We start from the raw sequence: 20217 nt of genomic DNA, 5'->3' as shown, positions 1-20217 counted from the left end.
GGAATTTGGAATTTTTTATCCACATTGGAATTTAAAAGATTTTATCCAGGAAAATCTCCGCCGCCGTCTCCACCGCCATCATTTCTTGGTTGTGCATTTTTATCTCTCTCACTCTTTGGTTTATTGAAACGGTAAGTGAATGATAAATTGAACTGACGTTTACGGAATTGAAATTCGCTATATGAATTTACATCATCTAAATACGTATACGATCTCATTTTTCGTGAATTGAATACGTCGCTAATGTTGAAAGCAATAGTTCCTTTATCTTTCATAACATCTTTACTGAAAGCGGTATTCATTCCGAATTGGCCTAAGTTTTTACCTTGAGCTGTTTTTTGTTCTCCGTTATACATTGCTGTCAACTGCCAGTCAATTTTGTACGGAAGTGTAACTTTAGAGTTTACTCTTGCAAACCAAGAATTAGCCTGATTGTCTAAATTTTGAACAATCTCATTTCCTTGCGTATCTGTATAACTATGTTCTCCTGTTGTTTTTACATTAAAGAAGTTGAAGTTACTGTTTAATTTCCACCATTTGTATGGAGTGTAATTAAATGTAAATTCAAAACCAAATTTTTGCTCTTTTCCTAAGTTGATAGGCTGGCTTTTAATTACAGGAATTCCGTTAACTTGATCACCTGTAGGAGATCGCACAAAGCTGAAAACGTCTTTTGTGTCTTCAAAGTATGCAGATGTATTAAAGGTTACCTTATCCCATTTTTTGATATAGCCAATGTCGTATTTGTCTGTTAAAGAAGGATCTAGATCCGGGTTTCCTTGAAAGATATTGACATTGCTAGCGTAGTTTACCGCGGGGTTCATGAAACGTCCTCTAGGTCTAGTTAGACGTTTGCTATAACTTGCAGTGAAGTTGCTTTGATCTGAGATTTCATAACTAATAAATGCACTCGGAAATAAGTTGTTGTATTTTTTAGTGTTGAAATCGCTGTTGTCTAATAAGTTAACGTGAATATCTGTGTCTTCCCATCTTAAACCAAATAAATAAGAGAATTTATTTACTTTAAAGCCATATTGCGTGTAAAGCGCATTGATGTTTTCTTTGTATTCTAAAGTATTAGATAAGTTCGGATCTTTTGCTCCGCCATTTTCGGTTACATAATATTCATTGTTTAGATCGCCGAAACTTCCTTTATAACCTGCTTCAAACTGACCTCCTTTCCCTAAAGGCAATACATAATCTGCTTGAAAAAGAACTTGCTTTTGTATCTGATCGTTTAGGGTGTTATTGAAATTTGGTGAAGCTGTAATTTCACTAAAGCTGTCATCTGTATTTCTTGAAATCGAAAGGTCTGCAGTAAGTTTGTGTCCCTTATCGTTGAAATTTTTAATCAAATTAGAAGTATATTCAAAGTTTTCGCTTCCAGTATCTGCATTATTTAAACGATATGTTGTTCCAGTGTAATTATGGGCAGCATCGTAGTTGTAATAATTGATCAAATCTCTATCATCACCGCTATTTTTTTGGTAATTGATGGCGTTTGTCCAGAATGTAGATGGCGTTATAGTCCATTCAACACCAGCTCTTCCATTAAAACCTTTTCTAAGACGTTTTGTATCGCGGTCTTCATCTAAGAAACTTTTTGTTGTGCCATCTGGATTTAAATATTCAGAATTTGTTTGGCCAGCTCCTTCTGTAGTTCTGTAGTTATACCCTGCAGTTGTAAAATAGTTTAACTTTTCAGTTTTATAATTTAAGTTGGCACTTAATCCATACGTTTCCGGTAAACCTGTTGAAGCAATAAAAGTTCCGTTGAAACCTTGATTTTTTCCTTTTTTAAGGATGATATTGATAATTCCAGAACCACCTTCAGCGTCATAACGTGCTGATGGGTTTGTAATTACTTCTACTTTGTCAATTGCATCCGCTGGAAGCTGTCTTAAAGCTTCTGCAATATTTATAGCTTGTGAAGGTCTTCCGTCAATTAAAATACGAATGTTGTCGCTTCCTCTTAAACTTACATTTCCTTCTGTATCAACAGAAACGGAGGGTACATTGTCTAAAACATCGCTTACGCTTCCGCCTTTTACAATCATATCTTGACCAACGTTGTAAACTTTTTTGTCCAGTTTAATTTCTACAGTCGATTTTTCAGCACGCACGACAACTTCGTTTAATTGCGCGGCATCTTCAGATAGGTTTACAACACCTAAATTAGTATCGCCTTGAATGCTTTTTTGTTTAATTTCAGTTGATTTGAACGAAATAAACTCCACTTTTATATCATAAGTTCCGGGTGCAACCGCAACTTCAAATTCTCCTTTCGGGTTCGTAATACCTCCAGCAACAACTTTTGTGTCATTTGGAGCAGTAAGTGAAATTGTAGCATACTCTAAAGGTTGTTTGCTTACTTTCTCGAAAACTTTTCCGGTGACTTTTACTTTGGGTCTGCCTCCGGAACCTTGTTGAGAGTAATTGTAAAAACTTGTAAACAAGAATACAAGTAATACGGCAAATTTGATTTTTTTCATTTTCTGGTTTTCTTTTTCTCTTTAGACGCCAAATGTAGTTTTTGGTTTAAAGAGAAAAATCACAAAAAAATGTTAATAGGGTATTTTAGAATCAATCTAAAAAAGAAGCAACCAATTCTGGGTCTCGGCCAATTATAGCTTTTCCGTCTTTTACAACAATCGGGCGTTCGATTAAAATTGGGTTTTCTACCATGGCATTTATAATCTCGTCATCGCTCAGAGCTTTTCCTTTAAAATTTTCAATCCAAATTTTTTCCTTAGTTCTAACGAGTTGGATTGGCTCTAAATTTAGTTGGCCTAATAATGTTTTTAATTGGTCAAAAGATGGAGTTTCAGTTAAGTAAGGTATGATTTCAAAATCTTGTTTTGATTTTTCAATAAAAGCAAGGCAATTTCTTGATTTTCCGCATCTCGGATTATGGTAAATTTGTATCATTTTCTTATATTTAAACGTTGCAATATTCGTACAATAAAATGGGATATTTTAGCAATGTCAAAAGTAAGATTAACTTATCGAATTTAAATTCTCATTTTTTAAAATTTTAAATTTATGTTTTTAGAACAAGGCATTAAACCTGAAAATAAGTTTTGGAAATATCTTTTAGGATCAGTATTTATTATTTCAGCATCTTTTATAGGGCAAATTCCAATTACGGCAGCTGTATTTTATAAAACATTTACCGAACATAAAGTTTTTCCGACGACAAACGAAGGGATTATGAAAATGTTTGAATCTAATACAACTCTTTTTCTGGTAATGGTTTCTTTTGTTTTTGCTTTTGCAGGAATTTATTTTGTAGTAAAATACATTCATCATCAAACTCTTTTGTCGGTGACAACTTCAAGAGCTAAAGTAGATTGGAAGAGAATTTGGTTTTCTTTCTTTTTATGGGCTTTTTTTTCGCTGTTGAGCTTTTTATTTGTTTATCTAAGATCACCAGAGCAATTTATGTTACAGTTTAAATTGGTTCCTTTTTTAATATTAGCGCTTTTAGGATGCATTTTAATTCCAATTCAGACCAGCACAGAAGAGTATGTTTTTAGAGGATATTTAATGCAAGGATTTGCCAATTTATCTCAAAACAGATGGTTTCCGCTTCTGATGACTTCTGTAATATTTGGCTCCATGCACTGGGCAAATCCGGAAGTTGTTAAAATGGGAAATATTATTATGATTTATTATATAGGAACGGGATTGTTTCTAGGTGTAATAACGCTAATGGATGAGGGAATGGAATTGGCACTTGGATTTCATGCTGCAAACAATCTTGTTGGAGCATTATTGGTGACCTCAGATTGGACCGTTTTTCAAACAAATTCTATTTTTAAAGATCTTTCAGAACCCTCAGCGGGAATAGATGTAATTCTTCCAGTTTTTGTCATTTATCCTATTTTACTTTTTATTTTTAGTAAAAAATATGGCTGGACAAATTGGAAAGATAAGCTAACAGGAAAAATTAGTAATGTCGAATTAAATGCTTAAGAATATGCAAAACTTAACTCAAGATAACGTTCACAATTATTTCAAACTAAACGGATACCATTTAAACGCAAAAGATTTGTGCCGTGTGGCTTATAGTTACATAAAAGAAGGCGATGCGTACGAACAGTCAATAGGAGAGTTTTTCTTGGATTGGTTTGATAAAAAAGACTATATCGAAATGACAACTTCTGGAACAACAGGTCTTCCAAAATTAGTCAGATTAAAAAAACAGGCTATGATTCAATCAGCATTGGCAACTGGCGATTTTTTTGATTTGGAACCTGGGAATAAAGCTTTATTATGTCTTCCAACACAATTTATTGCTGGAAAAATGATGCTGGTAAGAAGTTTAATTTTAGGTCTAGAATTGGATGTGGTTTCGCCAAGTCTTCATCCGCTCGAATTAAATACGACTACGTACGATTTTGTTGCGATGGTGCCACTTCAAGTTCAAAATTCTATAGAAGGACTTTCAAAAGTTCGTAAATTAATTATTGGAGGAGCAAAATTAGATTCGGCTCTTGAAGAAAAGCTTTTGCCACTAAAAACAGAAATCTATGAAACATATGGAATGACCGAAACGATTACGCATATTGCAGCAAAACGTTTGGGAGATTCTGTTTTTTCGATTCTTCCAAATGTAAAAATTTCTCAAGATGATCGCCAATGCTTGGTTATTAATGTCGCTTCTATTTCAGATGAGCCAATTGTAACCAATGATTTGGTAGAATTAGTCAATGAACAGCAATTTAAATTTTTAGGACGAATTGATAACGTAATCAATAGTGGAGGAGTAAAGCTGATTCCAGAACAGATAGAATCTAAACTAATCGGGAAAATTGCCAATAGATTTTTTGTAACAGGACTTCCTGATACTACTTTAGGAGAAAAATTAGTTTTGGTTATCGAAGGCGAAAAACAAGAATTTGAACCTAATTTTTTTGATGTTTTAGGAAAGTATGAAAAGCCAAAAGAAATAGTTTTCGTTTCAAAATTTAAAGAAAATGAAAATGGAAAGTTGTTGCGAAAACCTACCCTTCAGGATTAAAATTCCAATATTTAAAATTGCTTCGCCTGTTCGCTAACGCTCGGGTGCAAATTCCAATGCTGTGCGTTTAGAACTTTGTCAAAGTTTTAAACTTTGACAAAGTTGGCAAGTGGAGTTCCAAGCTGGAACGCAAAAATAAATTTCAAGTTTTCGCAATCTTGTCATTTCGACGTAAGGAGAAATCTTCACAAGTAGCTCCGCTCCAATAGGCAAATCTTTGTGGAGTTTCTAACGAAGATTTCTCCTTACGTCGAAATGACAAAACAGTGGGAATAATTGTTTGAAGAGTAGAAAAAAAATAAAAAATCCCAAATTTCAATAACTCAGATTGAAATTTGGGATTTTAAATATTAAGCAATTCCAAGGCTGGAATTTGGAATTTCCTATTTTTTACGTTCCATAAGAGCCATATAGAATCCATCAAAACCAGATTCTGAAGCTAACATTTTACGATCTTCAATAAAAGTAAATTGTTTTCCGATTTCTGTTTTTAAGAATTTCTCTACCTGCTCTTGGTTTTCTGATGGAAGAACTGAACAAGTTGCATAAACTAATTTTCCGCCTGGTTTTACAATTTTAGAATAGCTTTCTAAAACCTCGCTCTGAACTTTACGAATGTTGTCGATAAATTCAGGTTGTAATTTCCATTTTGAATCAGGGTTTCTTTTCAAAACTCCTAATCCGCTACAAGGCGCATCAATTAAAACACGATCAGCTTTTTCGTGTAATTTTTTAATCACTTTTGTACTGTCGATAATGCGGTATTCGATATTAAAAGCGCCATTTCTTTTAGCTCTTAATTTCAATTGCTTCAATTTACTTTCGTATAAGTCCATTGCAATCAATTGTCCTTTATTTTCCATTAAAGAAGCCATGTGCAATGTTTTTCCTCCGGCTCCCGCGCAAGTATCCACGACACGCATTCCAGGTTTTACGTCCAAAAATCCTGCAACTAACTGAGAGTTAGCATCTTGAACTTCGAAAAGTCCTTGTTTAAAAGCGTCTGTCAAAAATACGTTTGCTCTTTCTTTTAAAACAAGAGCATCTGGCTGGTCTTTTAAATATTCAGTTTCAATATTTAAATCCATTAAAGTATTGCGAAGACTTTCTTTTGTGCCTTTTAAAGTATTGGTTCTAAGAATAACTTTCGCTGGCTGATTTTGCGCAGCAATTTCTTTTGCCCAAACTTTCTCACCAAGTTCTTTTACGCCCAATTCATCCATCCAATCTGGAATAGATTCTTTGATGGCTCTGGTTTTAGATAATTCGTCAAAACGGCCTTTGATTTTTCTTTCAGGAGTTCCTTCCAATTGTCTCCAATCTGGAATAGGATAACCGCGTAAAACAGCCCAAACAGCAAACATTCTCCATAGATTGTCTCTGTCATAAGGTTCTTTTACTTCGGCAATTTCTGCGTATAATCGTTTCCATCGAACAATTTCATATATGGTTTCAGCAACAAACTTCCTGTCAGAACTTCCCCAACGTTTGTCTTTTTTTAAGGCTCTAGCTACCACTTTATCTGCATATTCTCCTTCGTTGAAAATGGCATTTAAAGAGTCAATGGTAGTATAAACTAAATTTCTGTGTAATCTCATTTCTATAATTTGAGTTGCAAAGGTACTATTAATTGATTGAAAGTTAAATTTTTAATACTGAATCTTAATCTAACTCGTATTAAAAGAAAAAAACACTCCAAATTAGAGTGTTTTTTTTGAATTATTTAAAAGCCTATTATTTTGTAATACGCGTTAATCCAATATTTTCTGGAGCGTGAAGCACCATCGGGAATTTTTCTATTTTAACAGAGCTGCTGTCCAGACCGAAAGCTCTTTCTTCAGACAAACTCAGTTTTTTGATGAAGAAGTAAGAATTCATGATAATGTTTTCATGCCATCTTAAATCGTTGTCATTTGATAAGAATTTCTCAGACAATACAAATTTGAAATCTCCAATAATATTATTTTTATTTAAAGATTCGTAACGGCTCGTAATATCTACTTCGCCTCGTTTTACCATATCTTTGATAACTTCTCTAAACATCAAATTGATTTTGGTTGGCTCTCTAAAACCTAAGTTGAAATCAATTCTATAAATATCGTCTTTAGCAATTTCAGTTACTTTATATTGCGTTTTGTAAGGTTCAGTCAAAATATTTACGTGAACAAACCAATAAATATCGGCTCTTTTCGGGCGTTTTTGAAGGATAGAATAGATGATTTTTTCCTCCAATTCGTCAACGCGATTTGCATTGGTCATATAAACCAAATGCGTAGCATATTTCGGAATAGATAGATCTTGGCTTAATTCTACTAAAACTTGTTTGTAATCGTCAACTTTAACCACTTTAGTGTAGTTTTTGTTGATTTTCTTAGCCAAATACCAGATTGTCATTACAGAAATGAGCAAACTCGCGATGATTAAGGTTACATAACCGCCTTCTGCAAATTTGGTGATATTGGCAAAAAGGAAACTGAACTCAATCAATAAATAAATAGTGATCAACGGCACCATAAAGTACAGTTTTACACGTTTCATGATTAAGTAGTAATTCAATAATATGGTAGTCATGATCATACACAAAATAATGGCAAGACCATACGCATGTTCCATATTTCCTGATTTCTCGAAATGTAAAACAATTCCAACACAGCCAAAAAACAATAGCCAGTTGATTGACGGAATGTATAATTGACCTTTTACTTCTGTTGGATATTTGATTTTTACTTTTGGCCAGAAGTTCAGACGCATTGCCTCGTTAATCAATGTAAACGAACCCGAGATAAGTGCTTGTGAAGCAATTACGGCAGCAAGGGTTGCAACTACAATTCCGAATGGTAAAAACCAATGTGGCATGATTAAGTAAAACGGATTTCCATTTTCTCCTCCTAATTGTTGTAGAGTGCTTCCTTCGTGGTGAATTAAGTAAGCTGCTTGTCCAAAATAGTTTAAGACTAAAGTGGTTTTTACAAAAATCCAACTGATTCTGATGTTTTTTCTTCCACAATGCCCCATGTCAGAATATAAAGCCTCAGCTCCAGTTGTACATAAGAATACGAAACCAAGAACAAAGAAACCATCAGGATGTATCGATAATAAATGATAAGCGTAATAAGGATTAATTGCTTTAATTACTTCAGGATAATTCAATACTTGAATGGCTCCTAAAGTACCAAGCATTGCGAACCAGATTAACATCATTGGAGCAAAGAATTTGCCGACCAATTTAGTTCCGAACTGCTGAATGGTGAATAAAACGAATAAAATTGTAATTACGATATACACAATAGTTTGTGTCTGCATCGTAGGGTAGAATGCCCTAATTCCTTCTACAGCAGAAGAAATCGAAATAGGCGGGGTAATAATTCCATCTGCGAGCAGTGCACTACCACCAATAATCGCGGGCACAATAAGCCATTGAATTTTTGTTTTCTTGACTAATGCATATAAGGCAAAAATTCCTCCTTCGCCGTGGTTGTCTGCACTTAAAGTAATAAGTACATATTTAATTGTAGTTTGTAATGTCAGTGTCCAAAACACACAAGAAATACCTCCTAAAACAATATCAGCATTTATCGTGTGATCGCCCAAAATAGCCTTCATTACATACAATGGAGAAGTACCAATATCTCCATAAATAATCCCTAAAGTAATTAATAAACCCCCAATAGACAACTTACTATGTAAGTTTTTATGCGATGCGCTCATGTATAATTTTATAAAAAGACGGTTGCAAATTTACTGTTTTAAAACAAATTAGTGGCAATTATAATTAAAAAGATAAAAAAAAGCACAATCGTAAAATTGTGCTTACTTTTTTGATTATTATTTATTTCAAAAATTAACCTCGTCTTCCATTTCCTCTTGAACTTGAACCATTGTCTCTTTGGCTTTGTCCACCTCTAGATTCTTGGTTTCCTCTAGAAGATTCTTGGCTCATTCGTGGAGATTCTGAACGCTGGCTTTGCTGTGGTCTAGCAGAGTAATCTCTATTTGAATTGCTAGATTGGTTTTCAGAATAGCTTCTTGAACTTCTCTCTGTTCTTGGAGCAGATGCTTCACGATTAGAATATCCTCTTGATGTATTAGAAGTATTTTGGATTCCGTAATCCCCTCTTTGAGTGTTTTGCACTCTAACACTGTTTTCAACTCTTTGAGAATTATAGCCGTTATTTGAATAACCGCCACGATTTGTGTTTCTTTCTGTGTTTACACTTTCAGTACTTCTGCCTGTAGAATTATAATCTCTATTAGTATTGTTGCTTCTGTCAACAGATGATCTGTTTGTAGCATTTCTGTTTTCAGCATATGTTCTGTTAGAAATACCATTGTCAGATGTTGTTCTTCCTGTATAATTTCTGTTTGTGTTGTATGTATTTCTATTAGCTTCTCTGCTCGCTACACGTCTTTGGTCTAATTCATATCTATTAGATGTGTTGGCATGTCTTTCAGCAAAGCTGTAGTTTGGACGCATTCTTTCGTAACCATAAGTACGTCTTGTTTCATAGATTGCTGGAGCTCTGTAACTTCTTCTTACATTCACATAGTTGTATGTATTGTGTACATTGATGCAAACATTAATGTTGTTTCTGTATCTGTAAACAGGATAAGGTCTCCATGCGCTATAATATGTTGGGTAATAACCCCAATACCAAGTTGAATAATAAGGTCTATAATTGGTTACCCAAAATGAAGTATAAATAACAGGAACAACACTATAGACAGGCTCGTAAATATAATTTGCTCCATACAAGTATGAGTTTCCAACAATTTGAACACTTACTTTATTGTAATTGTCTCTTTCTACGTCTATTGTAGCAACGTCTTGGTAAACATCACGATCTAAAACCGCTTGGATAATAACAACATGAGTTCTGTTTTCAACACTTTCGATTACACGAAGATAGTCTACTTCGTCATCACCGTTAAGGTCAAGATTTGATATTTGATATTTTGGATCATTTAAACGTCTTTCAAAATCTTGGAGGTTAGCTGATTCTCCAAACATCGAAGCAACAGCTCTTAAGTCTAAGTTATCGCTTATATCTGAGTTTTTTGCATAAACTGTAGCTCCAGCTTGGGCTTGGCAAGAACTAATTCCTAATGCAAATAGGGCTAGTAAAAGTATTTTCGCTTTCATGATAAAATCATATTGAAGATTAATATTCTGAGATATCCAATTACTGTGCCATAAAATACATGTAACATGATTTTGACGTTTAGTCTTTGATTATCAAATTGTTTTTTTGTTATCGTCTATGAAGAAATACATCTAAAACTGTAAAGACAAAAGGAATAATAATATCTTTTGCTCGAATTCCGGAATCATTACTGCAGCCAGTATTTCTTGAATTCATTATGATATTAATGGTCGCCACGTCTTCGAATATATTTGGTTTTATTTCCGATTGAATAATTATGATTTTTATATTGTTTTGAATTTTTTCTGAAACTCTTAAATAGTCAACCTTTCCATCATGGTTTAAATCTAAGTTGGAGATTCTCTCATCTGGATAGTTTAATCTTGTTTCGAAATCTGCAGCGTCTATAGATTGAGAAAATATCAAGGAAACGGCGTTTAAATCTAAATTTTCTTCTACATAAGAGTTTTTAGGATATACATTAACTTTTTGAGCAATGAGGGAATTTACTAAGAGTATAAATATTCCTGTAAATAGTATATTTTTCATATTTTACTTGTTAAATATTTTATTTGTAAGAAAACAACTATCGTGCCAGAAAAGAATGCAGAATGATTTTGATATTTTATAAATAATCGTATTTTAGCGTTAACCAAATTTTAAATTTCCTATGAAAAAACTCTCTTTATTTTGTGTTATTTTTATTTTATTGATGTCTTTTAAGACATTTAATTATAAAACCGACGTTGTTTATAATAATGGTTTTACATCAATGACAATAGATACATTGTTTAAAGACAGAATTAGTATTAGAGCAATTCTTATTGATAAAAATAAAGTTTGGTACGGAGCTGATAATTCTCGTTTTGGGTATTATGATTTGGATAAAAAAGAAAAATTTGAAGAGCATATTTATCGTGATACACTTAAATTAGAATTTAGAAGTATTGCGCAAACTTCAAAAGATATTTTTTTATTGAGTGTGGCAAATCCTGCACTTCTTTATTCAGTTTCTAAAAAAGACCGCAAAGTTAAATTGGTCTATAAAGAAGTTAATCCGAAGGTTTTTTACGATAGCATGCAGTTTTGGAATGATAAGGAAGGAATTGCAATTGGTGATCCAACAGAAGATACATTCTCAATTATTGTTACTCGTGACGGTGGAGAAACGTGGACAAAACTGCTTTCTGATAAATTGCCAACAAATAGTACTGGAGAAGCAGCTTTTGCAGCCAGCAATACCAATATAGTTATAAAAGGAAACGATACATGGCTGGTTTCGGGCGGAAAAAAAGCGCGTGTTTTTTATTCTCCAGATAAAGCAAAAACATGGAAAGTTGTAGAAACTCCTATCGTACAGGGAAAACAAATGACAGGAATTTTTACTGCCGATTTTTACGATTCTAAGCAAGGTTTCATTGCAGGAGGAGATTATGATCTGCCTAATAATAAAGCCAATAATAAAGCTTTCACAAAAGATGGCGGTAAGACTTGGCAATTAATTGGTCAGAATATGGGATTTGGTTATGCATCATGTGTGCAATATGTTCCAGGAGGTAATGGGAGAGAAATTGTTTGTGTAGGTTCTGAAGGAATTCAATATTCTCAAAATGGAGGAGAAAACTGGATGCAGCTTTCTACAGATAACAGATTTTTTACTATTCGATTTGTGAATAGAAATACTGCAATCGCAGCTGGACATAATAAAGTAGTTCGATTGAATTTTAAATAAAAAAATAAGAACCCTAAATAATAAAGTAAGTATTATTATATAGGGTTCTTATCGCTGTTGTTTTGTTAAGCTTAATCTTTATTGGCTTTGTCTCGGTATTGTTGCAATAATTTTCGGTTAAAATCGTCTTCAGATTTTTTAAGTAGGAGTATTTTCTTTGCAGGAAGTACTTTCTTTAGACTATTCATATACTTTTCGCGAAGCTGATATATTTCCTTATCCGTGCTTTCAATTTGAGATAATAGTGTTGCTGCTTCTTTATCTGAAAGATTTTTAAGATTGTCATCTTTTAGCTGTCTCAGATAAGTTTTCATTTTTAAATACTTCAATTCATATTGCTTATCGTCATAAGCGTTGTAAATTGGCCAGAATTTTTCGGCTTCGGTAGAAGTTAGTTCTAATTCTGTCGTTAAAAATGACACTTTAAAAGCTTTAATTTTTTCTCGCTTTTCATCAATTTTTCCATTTTGTGCAAAAAATGAAAAACTTATCAGAAATAGCAATAGCGGTAAAATGTTCTTTATTTTCATTGTTAAGCTAAGTTGTTGAGTTAAGTTTGATTTAATTTTGTTCTGAAATTAAGTGTTCTAGGTTTGGACTCGTTGCCAAAATGTCTTCTAAGGTTTCGTCTTCCAAAGTAACGTCGTTGCCTAATTTTTCTATATCACTGTCGTCTAATTTTTGAATCAAATCGTATTGGCTTATGTTGGAGTGATACGATAAATAATTTTCTAATGTAGCTTCGTCAAGTTCGTTTGAATTTGCTCTATAATTATTTATGATAGGAATTAATAATGCAAAGCCAACCACTGCAGCGGCCACTGTCCAAATTGTTTTTTTACGTTTGTAAAAAGGAATTACTTTAACTTCTTTTTCATTTAATTTCTGTAAAACCTTTTCTGAAAAATCATCAAAATAGTTTTCCGGAGTTTTAAATCCAGATTTTATTTTGGGTTCGTTTTCTAATTTAAATGTTTTCATAATATTTATAAGACATTTTTTGTTACAAAAGGTTTAATTTGATGTAACATATAATTCGATTTTTTTTACTGCGTGATGATAAGATGCTTTAAGAGCACCGACAGATGTTCCTAAAATATCTGCAATTTCTTCATATTTTAACTCTTCAAAGTATTTCATTTTGAAAACTAATTGTTGTTTCTCCGGAAGCGTTACAATTGCTTTTTGAAGTTTGATTTGAATTTCATCTCCGTCAAAATAAAGATCGGCTTTTAAATTGTCAATCGTTTTATTTTGCAGATCTTCAGACGAAATGCCGCTCAGTTTTGCTTTTTGCGATAAAAAAGTCAAAGCTTCGTTAGTAGCAATACGATACATCCAGGAAAACAGTTTACTTTCTCCTTTAAAGTTTTTAAGATTTTGAAAGACTTTTACAAAAGTGTTCTGTAAAACATCGTCGGCATCATCATGATTCAAAACAATGTTTCGAATATGAGAATACAAAGGTTTCTGATAATCAGACAAGAGTTTTTGAAACGCAACATTTTGCGTTTCAGGGGTTAATAATTGTTTTATAAATTCTTTCTCGCCTATCAAACTTTTTGTTTTGTAAACTTACTTTAATAGAAGTTAGACAGAATTTAAAGCAAAAGGTTTAATATGCTTTTGAAATTATTTAAAATTCTGAGTCTTCTTCTTGTGCGGGTGTTTGTGCAGGAGCTGGAGTTGGCGCAGCTGGTTTGCGTTTTACAGGCTCTGTACGTGGCTGTTCAGTACGTGGCTCGCTTGTAGTTTCGCCAGTATTTTCTGGAGCATAAACAGGATCGGTTACAACAGAAGCAGGAACTACTTTTGGTTTTATTGGGAAATAAATCTCAGTTACCAATTTAGAAGAAGCTTTCACATCCAATTTGCTTAATGTCAAGATTTCAAGATGCGACCAGCTTAAATCTGGAATAATCTTTTGATTGTTGATATAAGCTGTTGTTTTTGCAATAGCTTCATTTCTATGAGAGTAATCTCCGTTTAGAGTTGTTTTTACGGCATCAAAACCATTTAATTTTCCTGCTAAAATATCGCTTCCTGAACTTGTTGAAATCTCTTTATTGATTGGCAGACAGATTGAAATCTTTGCTAAACCAGTTTTAGTGTCGTAAGTATGATAAATAATAAACGGTTTTCCCACCGCAGACAATCCATTTGTTTCGCTAAAGTGAATAAGCTTCGGAATTACAATTCTCGCATTTTTGCTTACTTTGGCAATTTCGCTAGTAAAAGTCTGTTTGATATAAGGAGTTTCGGTTTTCTTTACCACTCCATCTACTGTAACAGCAAAAGTTTTGGTTTCGTAATCTAAGTTTTTGTCAATATTAGCTAAACTTTTTTCATAGATAGTTCCAATAACTCTATCTGAACCGCCATGAAGAGCAGTGTATATTTTAAATAGAAAACTCATAGTTCCTTTTCCTTTCCAAGTAACTTTTGTTTTTCCGTTCAAAGTATCTTTTAAAGTCCAATTTACATCGGCTTCGGTGCCATCAAACTGCATTTTTTGATCAATACTTTCGCCGTCTTTTGTTTTAAGGATAATAGAGTTTCCTTGTCCATCAGCGCCATCCCAATAAAATGTAGCGCCATTTCCGCTTGTTTTATTGGCATAAGTCATTTTGATAGAAGGATCTTCAACTGACCATGATTCAAAATCTTCGTAATTTCTAAAGTCGTTTAAGTAATTATAAACCGTTGCACGAGGCGAATTGATAACTTTACTTCTTTCTACAGAAAAATCTCCTTTCTGAGTAGCAACAAAAACAGTAAGAGCAACAAAGCTTAAAAGTGCAAAAAGAAATAAATACTTTAGAATTTTCATGGCAGATTAATTGGTTTCGGTAAAGTTATAAATTTTATTATGAGTCTTACTAATAACCCAGAATTATTAGGTTTTATTTTATTGCGACCAGAATAATTTATCTTTTTAGAAAGATTTTAATTACGAACAAAAGGACAATGAAAAGCAGAAAGGCAAGGAGTACTTTGTAATTTCCTTTATAAAAGACTTTGTGTAATTTCAAATCTTTTCGATAAGCAAATATCATAATGATTACAAAAGCGATAAAAAAACATACTCCAAATAGTATTTGTCCTTGACTAAACATAATTATAAAAATTTTTAGCAAATTTAGAGATTTGTAAACGATTTGCTGCTAAATTGCCTTTTCATTTCGTTCAATAAATTTTCAGATTTATTAGAAAGTGACTTAAATTAGCCAAAAAAAAGAAAACTACTATATGAAAAAACAACTTGACGCCGTAACCGAATTTCACACTGCTTTTAAAATTGGCCACAGTGCAACTCCAATTGCCGATGTGGGAGCAGAGAAAAAATTACTTCGTTACAATTTAATGAAGGAAGAAAATGAAGAATATTACGAAGCGGTTCAAAATAATGATTTGGTTGAAATTGCAGATGCACTTGGAGATATGATGTATATCTTGTGCGGGACTATTATTGAGCACGGACTTCAAGATAAAATTGAGGCTGTTTTTGATGAAATTCAGCGTAGTAATATGAGTAAATTAGGTGAAGACGGAAAACCTATCTATCGAGAAGACGGAAAAGTAATGAAAGGTCCAAATTATTTTAAACCTGATTTTTCTAAATTGTTGTAAAGAAGATTAAACGCAAAGAACGCTAAGTTTTTTTCTACAGTTCTTATAAAAAGGCAAAGTTCGCAAAGCTTTACGTTATTTTTGTCATTTCGACGAAAGAGACCCGAGCGATAGCGAACAGGCGAAGCAAATCTTCGCAAGTAACTCCGCAACGAGAAGCTAAAATTTAATAATAAAGGAAAAATGAAAAACCCGATAAACGTTGAATTTATCGGGTTTCTTTTTTAATATGGTTTTGGATTATTGAACTTTAACTGTCCATCCGTAAGTATCTTCAGAAAGTTTGTTTTGAAGACTAGTTAGTTTTTCTTTTAAGAAAGAAGCATACGAATTTTCGATTGGAGCCATTTCGAAGTATTCATCTTTATAAGAGAATCCTTTGATAACGCTAATTACTGCAGCAGTTCCCGCTCCGAAGATTTCTTTCAAAGATCCGTTTTTAGCAGCTTCTACCAATTCAGAAACAATTATTGGGCGAACTTCAACTTTTAATCCTTCTTTTTCAGCCATTGCAATCAAACTTTTTCTAGTAACACCATCTAAAATTCTTTCGCTTGTTGGAGCTGTCAATAAAGTATCGTTGATTCTGAAGAAAACGTTCATTGTTCCAGCTTCTTCTAGTTTTGTATGTGTTGCATCATCAGTCCAAATAACTTGTTGGAAACCATCTTTGTTTGCCAAGTTAGTTGGGTAAAACTGAGCAGCGTAGTTTCCGGCAGCTTTTGCAGCTCCGATTCCACCATTTGCAGCTCTACTGAAATGTTCGGCAATAATAACTTTTACTTCACCTCCATAATATGCTTTTGCAGGAGAAAGTAAAATCATAAATTTATATTCATCAGAAGGATTTGCGATAACTCCAGGACCTGTAGCAATCATAAAAGGACGAATGTACATACTAGCTCCGTTTCCTCTCTGTATCCATTCTTGATCAATTTTCAATAATTCATTTAAACCATCCATAAAAATAGATTCTGGAATTTCTGGCATTGCCATACGAACAGCAGAATTATTGAAACGTTTGTAATTTTCATCTGGTCTAAACAACCAAATGTCATTATTTTCGTCTTTATAAGCTTTCATTCCTTCAAAAATAGCTTGTCCGTAGTGGAAGACTTTTGAAGATGGATCCATCAAAATAGGAGCATAAGGCTTAATGACAGGATTTTGCCATTGCCCGTTTTTAAAATCGCATTCGAATAAATGGTCTGTAAATACAGCACCAAAACTTAAGTTGTCAAAATCTACCTCATTTATTTTTGTAGAAGTAGCTTTAATGATTTCAATTTTGCTCGTTTGAGTTGTACTCATAGTTATGTAAGTTTTTTGTGAGATATTTTTCACTATCAGAAATTCTAAAGTGATGATATCGTGTAAAATGGAATTTATTGAATGCAAAATTACGTAAAAATCTGTAAAATGCTTGGCGAAAATTCATTATTTACTCGTTTTGACTGAGATTTGTTTATCCTATAATAAACTCAAATATTTAATTGATTTTTATAAAGATTTTATGAAAAAAGTATCGTTTTTTAAGGCTTTACGCATTTGTTTTGACTAATTTTGAATATTAAAATGGCTTGAAAATCAATAAAAAGCCATTACTAAATTCTTAAAAAGGTGAAAAGAGAAATAATTAAAACGCTAGATGGCTCAACTACAATTCGTTTGCCAGAATGGGACGAATGCTATCATTCTAAACATGGTGCAATTCAGGAAGCGAAGCATGTTTTTATTAAAAACGGACTTTCATTATTTGATAATCCTATAAGTATATTAGAAATAGGTTTTGGAACTGGTTTGAATGCTTTTATCACGTATTTGGAAGCTATTAGAAAAAATCAGAAAATAGATTATGTTGGAGTAGAAGCGTATCCTGTTGATGCGGATGAAATCTTGGAGATGAATTATGCCGCTGAACTTGAGGCATTGGAATTTGAGAACATTTTTGAGAAAATGCATAAAAGTGAATGGAACGAAAAAGCAGAAATTTGCGATCTGTTCTCGTTAACCAAAAGGAAACAATTTTTTCACGAAATAAACGATTTTGAAATTTTTGATTTGATTTACTTTGACGCCTTCGGATATAGAGTGCAGCCGGAGCTTTGGAGTACTGAGATCTTTCAGAAAATGTACAATAGTCTAAAACCAAACGGCGTTTTGGTTACATACGCAGCTCGAGGAGTTGTTAAAAGAAGTATGATCGAAGTCGGATTTACAGTAGAAAAATTAACAGGACCTCCAGGAAAAAGAGAAATGTTTCGAGCTTTTAAAAAGGTTTAAATGAATAATTTAGAATAATTCTACATTGATTTATTTGTTTTAAGAAAACGTATTCGTTGCTAAAGTTTTTAAAAAAATAAGTTAAAAGTAATATTTATGTTGGTTATTTGTTTAAATTTGGTTCGAGTTTAAAAAAATAGATAACCCCCGAAAATCTTATTTTATTATGTCAAAAATGATGTTTGATTACACGAAATCAATACTTGAAAGAGTTAGTTTCGATCCGGTACTTTTCTGCAAAGAGTTAGAAAAAGCTATCAAAACACTGTTACCTTACGAAATGGAACAATTGCAGGAATGGTTACTGAATTTCGTTGTCGGAAAACCAGAATTAAAACAAAGTCTACAACTAATTAAAGTATAAAAAGAAAGGAGCCAAATTGGCTCCTTTTTTATTACGCTTTCTTTTGTAATGGACTGATGATTTGAACATTCTGAAAAACAATTGCGCCTTTTACAACGCCAGCAATTGTAGATCTGAGTGCATCAATGATTTGCATCTTTAATTCGCTCTTTGGGTAAATCAAACTTACCTCTCGAGCTGGTTTTGGTTCCTTAAAATTACGAAGTTTCAGTTTGTCGGATTCTTTTAAGTCTAGGGTGTGCAAGTACGGAAGTAACGTTGTACCAAGGCCTTCGTCTGCCAATTTAATTAAAGTTTCAAAACTTCCGCTTTGAATCTGGAAATTAGTCTGGTCGGCGTCTGAGACATTTTTGCACAAATTCAAAATACCGTCTCTAAAGCAGTGGCCGTCTTGTAAAAGCAGAATTTCATTCAAGTTTAAGTCGGCTACTTCAATTTCTTCTTTCTGGAAACTAGCATGATGCTCGGGAATGTAGGCTACAAATGGTTCGAAATACAATACGATTTCTTTGATTTTTTCGTCTTCAAGCGGAGTTGCGGCAATTGCAGCATCTAGATGTCCGTTTTTAAGTTTCAAAATAATTTCCTCTGTATTAAGCTCTTCAATTAAGAGTTTTACTTTTGGATATTTTTTAATGAAATTATTCAAGAACATTGGCAGAAGCGTAGGCATAATCGTTGGAATAATTCCTAAACGAAATTCTCCGCCAATAAAACCTTTTTGCTGTTCTACAATATCTTTTATACGATCAGCCTCGTTTACGATGTTTTTTGCTTGGCTGACAATTTTCTGTCCTATATCAGTAAGCTGAATCGGTTTTTTGCTTCTGTCGAAAATTAAAATATTAAGTTCTTCTTCAATTTTTTGTATTTGCATACTTAAAGTTGGCTGTGTTACGAAGCATTTTTCAGCAGCAAGAGTGAAGTTTTTATGCTCAGCAACCGCTAACACATATTGCAATTGAGTTATAGTCATGTTGATAGTAATTTGTGATGCAAAAATAAGAAAATATAATTTTTATTTATGTTTATTTTAGTAAAGTTACTCTAAATTTGTAGTAAATTAGTGTAAAAAATTAAATTATGAAGACAAATATTTTAGGATTACCTGTAAAAGAGTCAGAATTATTAGTAAAAGAATTGAATGTGTTATTGTCAAACTTTCAAGTGTATTACCAAAACTTGAGAGGAATTCACTGGAATATTCGCGGAAAGCGCTTCTTTGATTTACATGTAAAATTTGAAGAATTATATACAGATGCACAATTAAAAATAGATATGATCGCAGAAAGAGTACTAACAATAGGAGGAACGCCTTTGCATACTTTTGAAGATTATATTAAAAACAATAAATTGACGGTTGGAAAAAACATTTCTAACGATGAAAAAGCAGTTCAATTGATTGTTCACTCTTTATCAGATTTATTAAAAATTGAAAGAGAAATATTGAACAAATCTGGCGAAATTAATGATGAAGGTACCAATTCTATGATGAGTGACTTCATTGCTGAGCAGGAAAAAACAATTTGGATGATGAATGCTTGGTTAGAAGAATCATTATAAAATATTGGTTTTTAATAAAATAGAAGCAGAATGGAATGAAAATTGCATTCTGCTTTTTTGTTTATGTTAAATTTCTATAAAAATCTCTTTGATTTTATTTGTTTAACGCTATTTTTGCTTTGATGAAATTTGTAGCCCGCATATTATTATTCATATTCATTGCCTTCTTATCGACCCCAACAATTGTTCAGGCGTTAAAGAAAGGGAATAATACGGCTATATCTTTTAGCATTGCTGAAGAAGAAGTGCATAAAGAACTTAAAAATGTAGTTCACCCTACAATTCTTGAGCATGAAGTTTTACTTCCGGTTTACATCGAGAAAAAAACAATCATTTCTGAAAATATTGTCAAACTTGACAATATCTCTCCGAGCATATTTGCTCCACCGCCAAACGTAGCATAATACTTCCGATTATTTTGATCTTTATCCGCATTTCTATGAGATGTGGTAAATCTTTAATGAATAATTTTTTTAGTATT

General features: G+C 32.8%; 20 protein-coding genes. 8 read left to right on the top strand and 12 right to left on the bottom strand.

Features of this window, described 5'->3' with window-relative positions; translation table 11 throughout:
• Positions 1–41: 41 nt before the first annotated feature.
• Positions 42–2492: a TonB-dependent receptor gene (locus ACNRYB_RS21595; protein WP_473728701.1), complete on the bottom strand. Its 2451-nt coding sequence runs from the start codon at positions 2490–2492 to the stop codon at positions 42–44.
• Positions 2493–2583: 91 nt separating this feature from the next.
• Positions 2584–2928: an arsenate reductase (glutaredoxin) gene (gene arsC, locus ACNRYB_RS21590; protein ID WP_129745517.1), complete on the bottom strand. Its 345-nt coding sequence runs from the start codon at positions 2926–2928 to the stop codon at positions 2584–2586.
• 114 nt (positions 2929–3042) lie between these two features.
• Here arsC and ACNRYB_RS21585 point away from each other — a divergent pair, with 114 nt between their 5' ends.
• Both ACNRYB_RS21585 and ACNRYB_RS21580 read left to right on the top strand, forming a co-directional pair.
• Positions 3043–3975, top strand: a complete 933-nt coding sequence (locus ACNRYB_RS21585; RefSeq protein ID WP_129745519.1) for a CPBP family intramembrane glutamic endopeptidase — start codon at positions 3043–3045, stop codon at positions 3973–3975.
• A 4-nt stretch (positions 3976–3979) separates the two neighbouring features.
• Positions 3980–5023 (top strand): AMP-binding protein, encoded by a 1044-nt coding sequence (locus ACNRYB_RS21580; RefSeq protein WP_473728700.1) that lies wholly within the window; start codon positions 3980–3982, stop codon positions 5021–5023.
• 383 nt (positions 5024–5406) lie between these two features.
• Here ACNRYB_RS21580 and ACNRYB_RS21575 read toward each other — a convergent pair whose 3' ends face one another.
• The 4 genes from ACNRYB_RS21575 to ACNRYB_RS21560 all read right to left on the bottom strand — a co-directional run bounded on the left by ACNRYB_RS21575 (position 5407) and on the right by ACNRYB_RS21560 (position 10713).
• A complete protein-coding gene (locus ACNRYB_RS21575) occupies positions 5407–6621 on the bottom strand; it encodes an RsmB/NOP family class I SAM-dependent RNA methyltransferase (protein ID WP_129745523.1) in 1215 nt (404 codons plus the stop codon).
• Between the two features lie 136 nt (positions 6622–6757).
• Positions 6758–8731 carry a KUP/HAK/KT family potassium transporter gene (locus ACNRYB_RS21570; RefSeq protein WP_129745525.1) on the bottom strand — a complete coding sequence of 658 codons (1974 nt, stop codon included), beginning with the start codon at positions 8729–8731 and terminating at the stop codon, positions 6758–6760.
• A gap of 133 nt (positions 8732–8864) precedes the next feature.
• A complete protein-coding gene (locus tag ACNRYB_RS21565) occupies positions 8865–10163 on the bottom strand; it encodes a hypothetical protein (RefSeq protein ID WP_473728699.1) in 1299 nt (432 codons plus the stop codon).
• 109 nt (positions 10164–10272) lie between these two features.
• Complete coding sequence (locus ACNRYB_RS21560; protein ID WP_473728698.1) at positions 10273–10713, bottom strand: hypothetical protein; 441 nt, start codon at positions 10711–10713, stop codon at positions 10273–10275.
• Positions 10714–10834: 121 nt separating this feature from the next.
• Between ACNRYB_RS21560 and ACNRYB_RS21555 the strand changes: the two genes are divergently transcribed.
• Positions 10835–11896, top strand: a complete 1062-nt coding sequence (locus ACNRYB_RS21555; RefSeq protein WP_473728697.1) for a WD40/YVTN/BNR-like repeat-containing protein — start codon at positions 10835–10837, stop codon at positions 11894–11896.
• A 71-nt stretch (positions 11897–11967) separates the two neighbouring features.
• Here ACNRYB_RS21555 and ACNRYB_RS21550 read toward each other — a convergent pair whose 3' ends face one another.
• From ACNRYB_RS21550 to ACNRYB_RS21535, 4 genes are all read right to left on the bottom strand, one after another.
• Positions 11968–12426 (bottom strand): sensor of ECF-type sigma factor, encoded by a 459-nt coding sequence (locus tag ACNRYB_RS21550; protein WP_129745533.1) that lies wholly within the window; start codon positions 12424–12426, stop codon positions 11968–11970.
• Positions 12427–12457: 31 nt separating this feature from the next.
• Entirely contained in the window at positions 12458–12877 is a 420-nt protein-coding gene (locus ACNRYB_RS21545) for a hypothetical protein (RefSeq protein ID WP_129745535.1), read from the bottom strand.
• Between the two features lie 33 nt (positions 12878–12910).
• Positions 12911–13453 (bottom strand): RNA polymerase sigma factor, encoded by a 543-nt coding sequence (locus ACNRYB_RS21540; RefSeq protein ID WP_473728696.1) that lies wholly within the window; start codon positions 13451–13453, stop codon positions 12911–12913.
• Positions 13454–13532: 79 nt separating this feature from the next.
• The gene (locus ACNRYB_RS21535; RefSeq protein WP_473728695.1) at positions 13533–14726 is read right to left on the bottom strand and encodes an SRPBCC family protein; all 1194 of its coding nucleotides are present in this window, start codon (positions 14724–14726) and stop codon (positions 13533–13535) included.
• Positions 14727–15145: 419 nt separating this feature from the next.
• Here ACNRYB_RS21535 and ACNRYB_RS21530 point away from each other — a divergent pair, with 419 nt between their 5' ends.
• On the top strand, positions 15146–15526 hold the full coding sequence (locus ACNRYB_RS21530; protein ID WP_057116704.1) for a pyrophosphohydrolase domain-containing protein: 381 nt from the start codon (positions 15146–15148) through the stop codon (positions 15524–15526).
• Positions 15527–15766: 240 nt separating this feature from the next.
• Here the strand turns inward: ACNRYB_RS21530 and ACNRYB_RS21525 are convergent, their stop codons facing one another.
• Positions 15767–16837, bottom strand: coding sequence for a branched-chain amino acid aminotransferase (locus tag ACNRYB_RS21525; RefSeq protein WP_473728694.1), 1071 nt, complete (start codon positions 16835–16837; stop codon positions 15767–15769).
• Between the two features lie 309 nt (positions 16838–17146).
• On the opposite strand from ACNRYB_RS21525, the gene mnmC2 reads away from it, so the two are divergent.
• The gene (gene mnmC2, locus ACNRYB_RS21520; protein WP_473728693.1) at positions 17147–17809 is read left to right on the top strand and encodes a tRNA (5-methylaminomethyl-2-thiouridine)(34)-methyltransferase MnmC2; all 663 of its coding nucleotides are present in this window, start codon (positions 17147–17149) and stop codon (positions 17807–17809) included.
• A 166-nt stretch (positions 17810–17975) separates the two neighbouring features.
• Positions 17976–18173: a hypothetical protein gene (locus tag ACNRYB_RS21515; RefSeq protein ID WP_008468486.1), complete on the top strand. Its 198-nt coding sequence runs from the start codon at positions 17976–17978 to the stop codon at positions 18171–18173.
• A gap of 31 nt (positions 18174–18204) precedes the next feature.
• On the opposite strand, the gene ACNRYB_RS21510 is transcribed toward ACNRYB_RS21515, so the two are convergent.
• Positions 18205–19149: a LysR substrate-binding domain-containing protein gene (locus ACNRYB_RS21510; protein ID WP_202003428.1), complete on the bottom strand. Its 945-nt coding sequence runs from the start codon at positions 19147–19149 to the stop codon at positions 18205–18207.
• Between the two features lie 107 nt (positions 19150–19256).
• Between ACNRYB_RS21510 and ACNRYB_RS21505 the strand changes: the two genes are divergently transcribed.
• On the top strand, positions 19257–19736 hold the full coding sequence (locus tag ACNRYB_RS21505) for a Dps family protein (protein WP_129745547.1): 480 nt from the start codon (positions 19257–19259) through the stop codon (positions 19734–19736).
• Between the two features lie 122 nt (positions 19737–19858).
• Entirely contained in the window at positions 19859–20140 is a 282-nt protein-coding gene (locus ACNRYB_RS21500; RefSeq protein ID WP_473728692.1) for a hypothetical protein, read from the top strand.
• Positions 20141–20217 lie beyond the last annotated feature (77 nt).

This window comes from Flavobacterium sp. CR10 (assembly GCF_055814415.1).
Note: the sequence above shows the minus strand (reverse complement) of the source record. Positions and strands in the feature narration are given on the sequence as shown.

What these genes read in the sequence shown, in the direction of transcription:
- ACNRYB_RS21555 (WP_473728697.1), top strand. Translation starts at nt 10,835, where the DNA reads ATGAAAAAACTCTCTTTATTTTGTGTTATTTTTATTTTATTGATGTCT.
- ACNRYB_RS21570 (WP_129745525.1), bottom strand. Translation starts at nt 8,731, where the DNA reads ATGAGCGCATCGCATAAAAACTTACATAGTAAGTTGTCTATTGGGGGT.
- ACNRYB_RS21515 (WP_008468486.1), top strand. Translation starts at nt 17,976, where the DNA reads ATGTCAAAAATGATGTTTGATTACACGAAATCAATACTTGAAAGAGTT.
- ACNRYB_RS21575 (WP_129745523.1), bottom strand. Translation starts at nt 6,621, where the DNA reads ATGAGATTACACAGAAATTTAGTTTATACTACCATTGACTCTTTAAAT.
- ACNRYB_RS21535 (WP_473728695.1), bottom strand. Translation starts at nt 14,726, where the DNA reads ATGAAAATTCTAAAGTATTTATTTCTTTTTGCACTTTTAAGCTTTGTT.
- ACNRYB_RS21585 (WP_129745519.1), top strand. Translation starts at nt 3,043, where the DNA reads ATGTTTTTAGAACAAGGCATTAAACCTGAAAATAAGTTTTGGAAATAT.
- ACNRYB_RS21530 (WP_057116704.1), top strand. Translation starts at nt 15,146, where the DNA reads ATGAAAAAACAACTTGACGCCGTAACCGAATTTCACACTGCTTTTAAA.
- ACNRYB_RS21510 (WP_202003428.1), bottom strand. Translation starts at nt 19,149, where the DNA reads ATGACTATAACTCAATTGCAATATGTGTTAGCGGTTGCTGAGCATAAA.
- ACNRYB_RS21565 (WP_473728699.1), bottom strand. Translation starts at nt 10,163, where the DNA reads ATGAAAGCGAAAATACTTTTACTAGCCCTATTTGCATTAGGAATTAGT.
- ACNRYB_RS21525 (WP_473728694.1), bottom strand. Translation starts at nt 16,837, where the DNA reads ATGAGTACAACTCAAACGAGCAAAATTGAAATCATTAAAGCTACTTCT.
- ACNRYB_RS21500 (WP_473728692.1), top strand. Translation starts at nt 19,859, where the DNA reads ATGAAATTTGTAGCCCGCATATTATTATTCATATTCATTGCCTTCTTA.
- ACNRYB_RS21595 (WP_473728701.1), bottom strand. Translation starts at nt 2,492, where the DNA reads ATGAAAAAAATCAAATTTGCCGTATTACTTGTATTCTTGTTTACAAGT.
- ACNRYB_RS21580 (WP_473728700.1), top strand. Translation starts at nt 3,980, where the DNA reads ATGCAAAACTTAACTCAAGATAACGTTCACAATTATTTCAAACTAAAC.
- ACNRYB_RS21505 (WP_129745547.1), top strand. Translation starts at nt 19,257, where the DNA reads ATGAAGACAAATATTTTAGGATTACCTGTAAAAGAGTCAGAATTATTA.
- ACNRYB_RS21560 (WP_473728698.1), bottom strand. Translation starts at nt 10,713, where the DNA reads ATGAAAAATATACTATTTACAGGAATATTTATACTCTTAGTAAATTCC.
- ACNRYB_RS21550 (WP_129745533.1), bottom strand. Translation starts at nt 12,426, where the DNA reads ATGAAAATAAAGAACATTTTACCGCTATTGCTATTTCTGATAAGTTTT.
- arsC (WP_129745517.1), bottom strand. Translation starts at nt 2,928, where the DNA reads ATGATACAAATTTACCATAATCCGAGATGCGGAAAATCAAGAAATTGC.
- ACNRYB_RS21545 (WP_129745535.1), bottom strand. Translation starts at nt 12,877, where the DNA reads ATGAAAACATTTAAATTAGAAAACGAACCCAAAATAAAATCTGGATTT.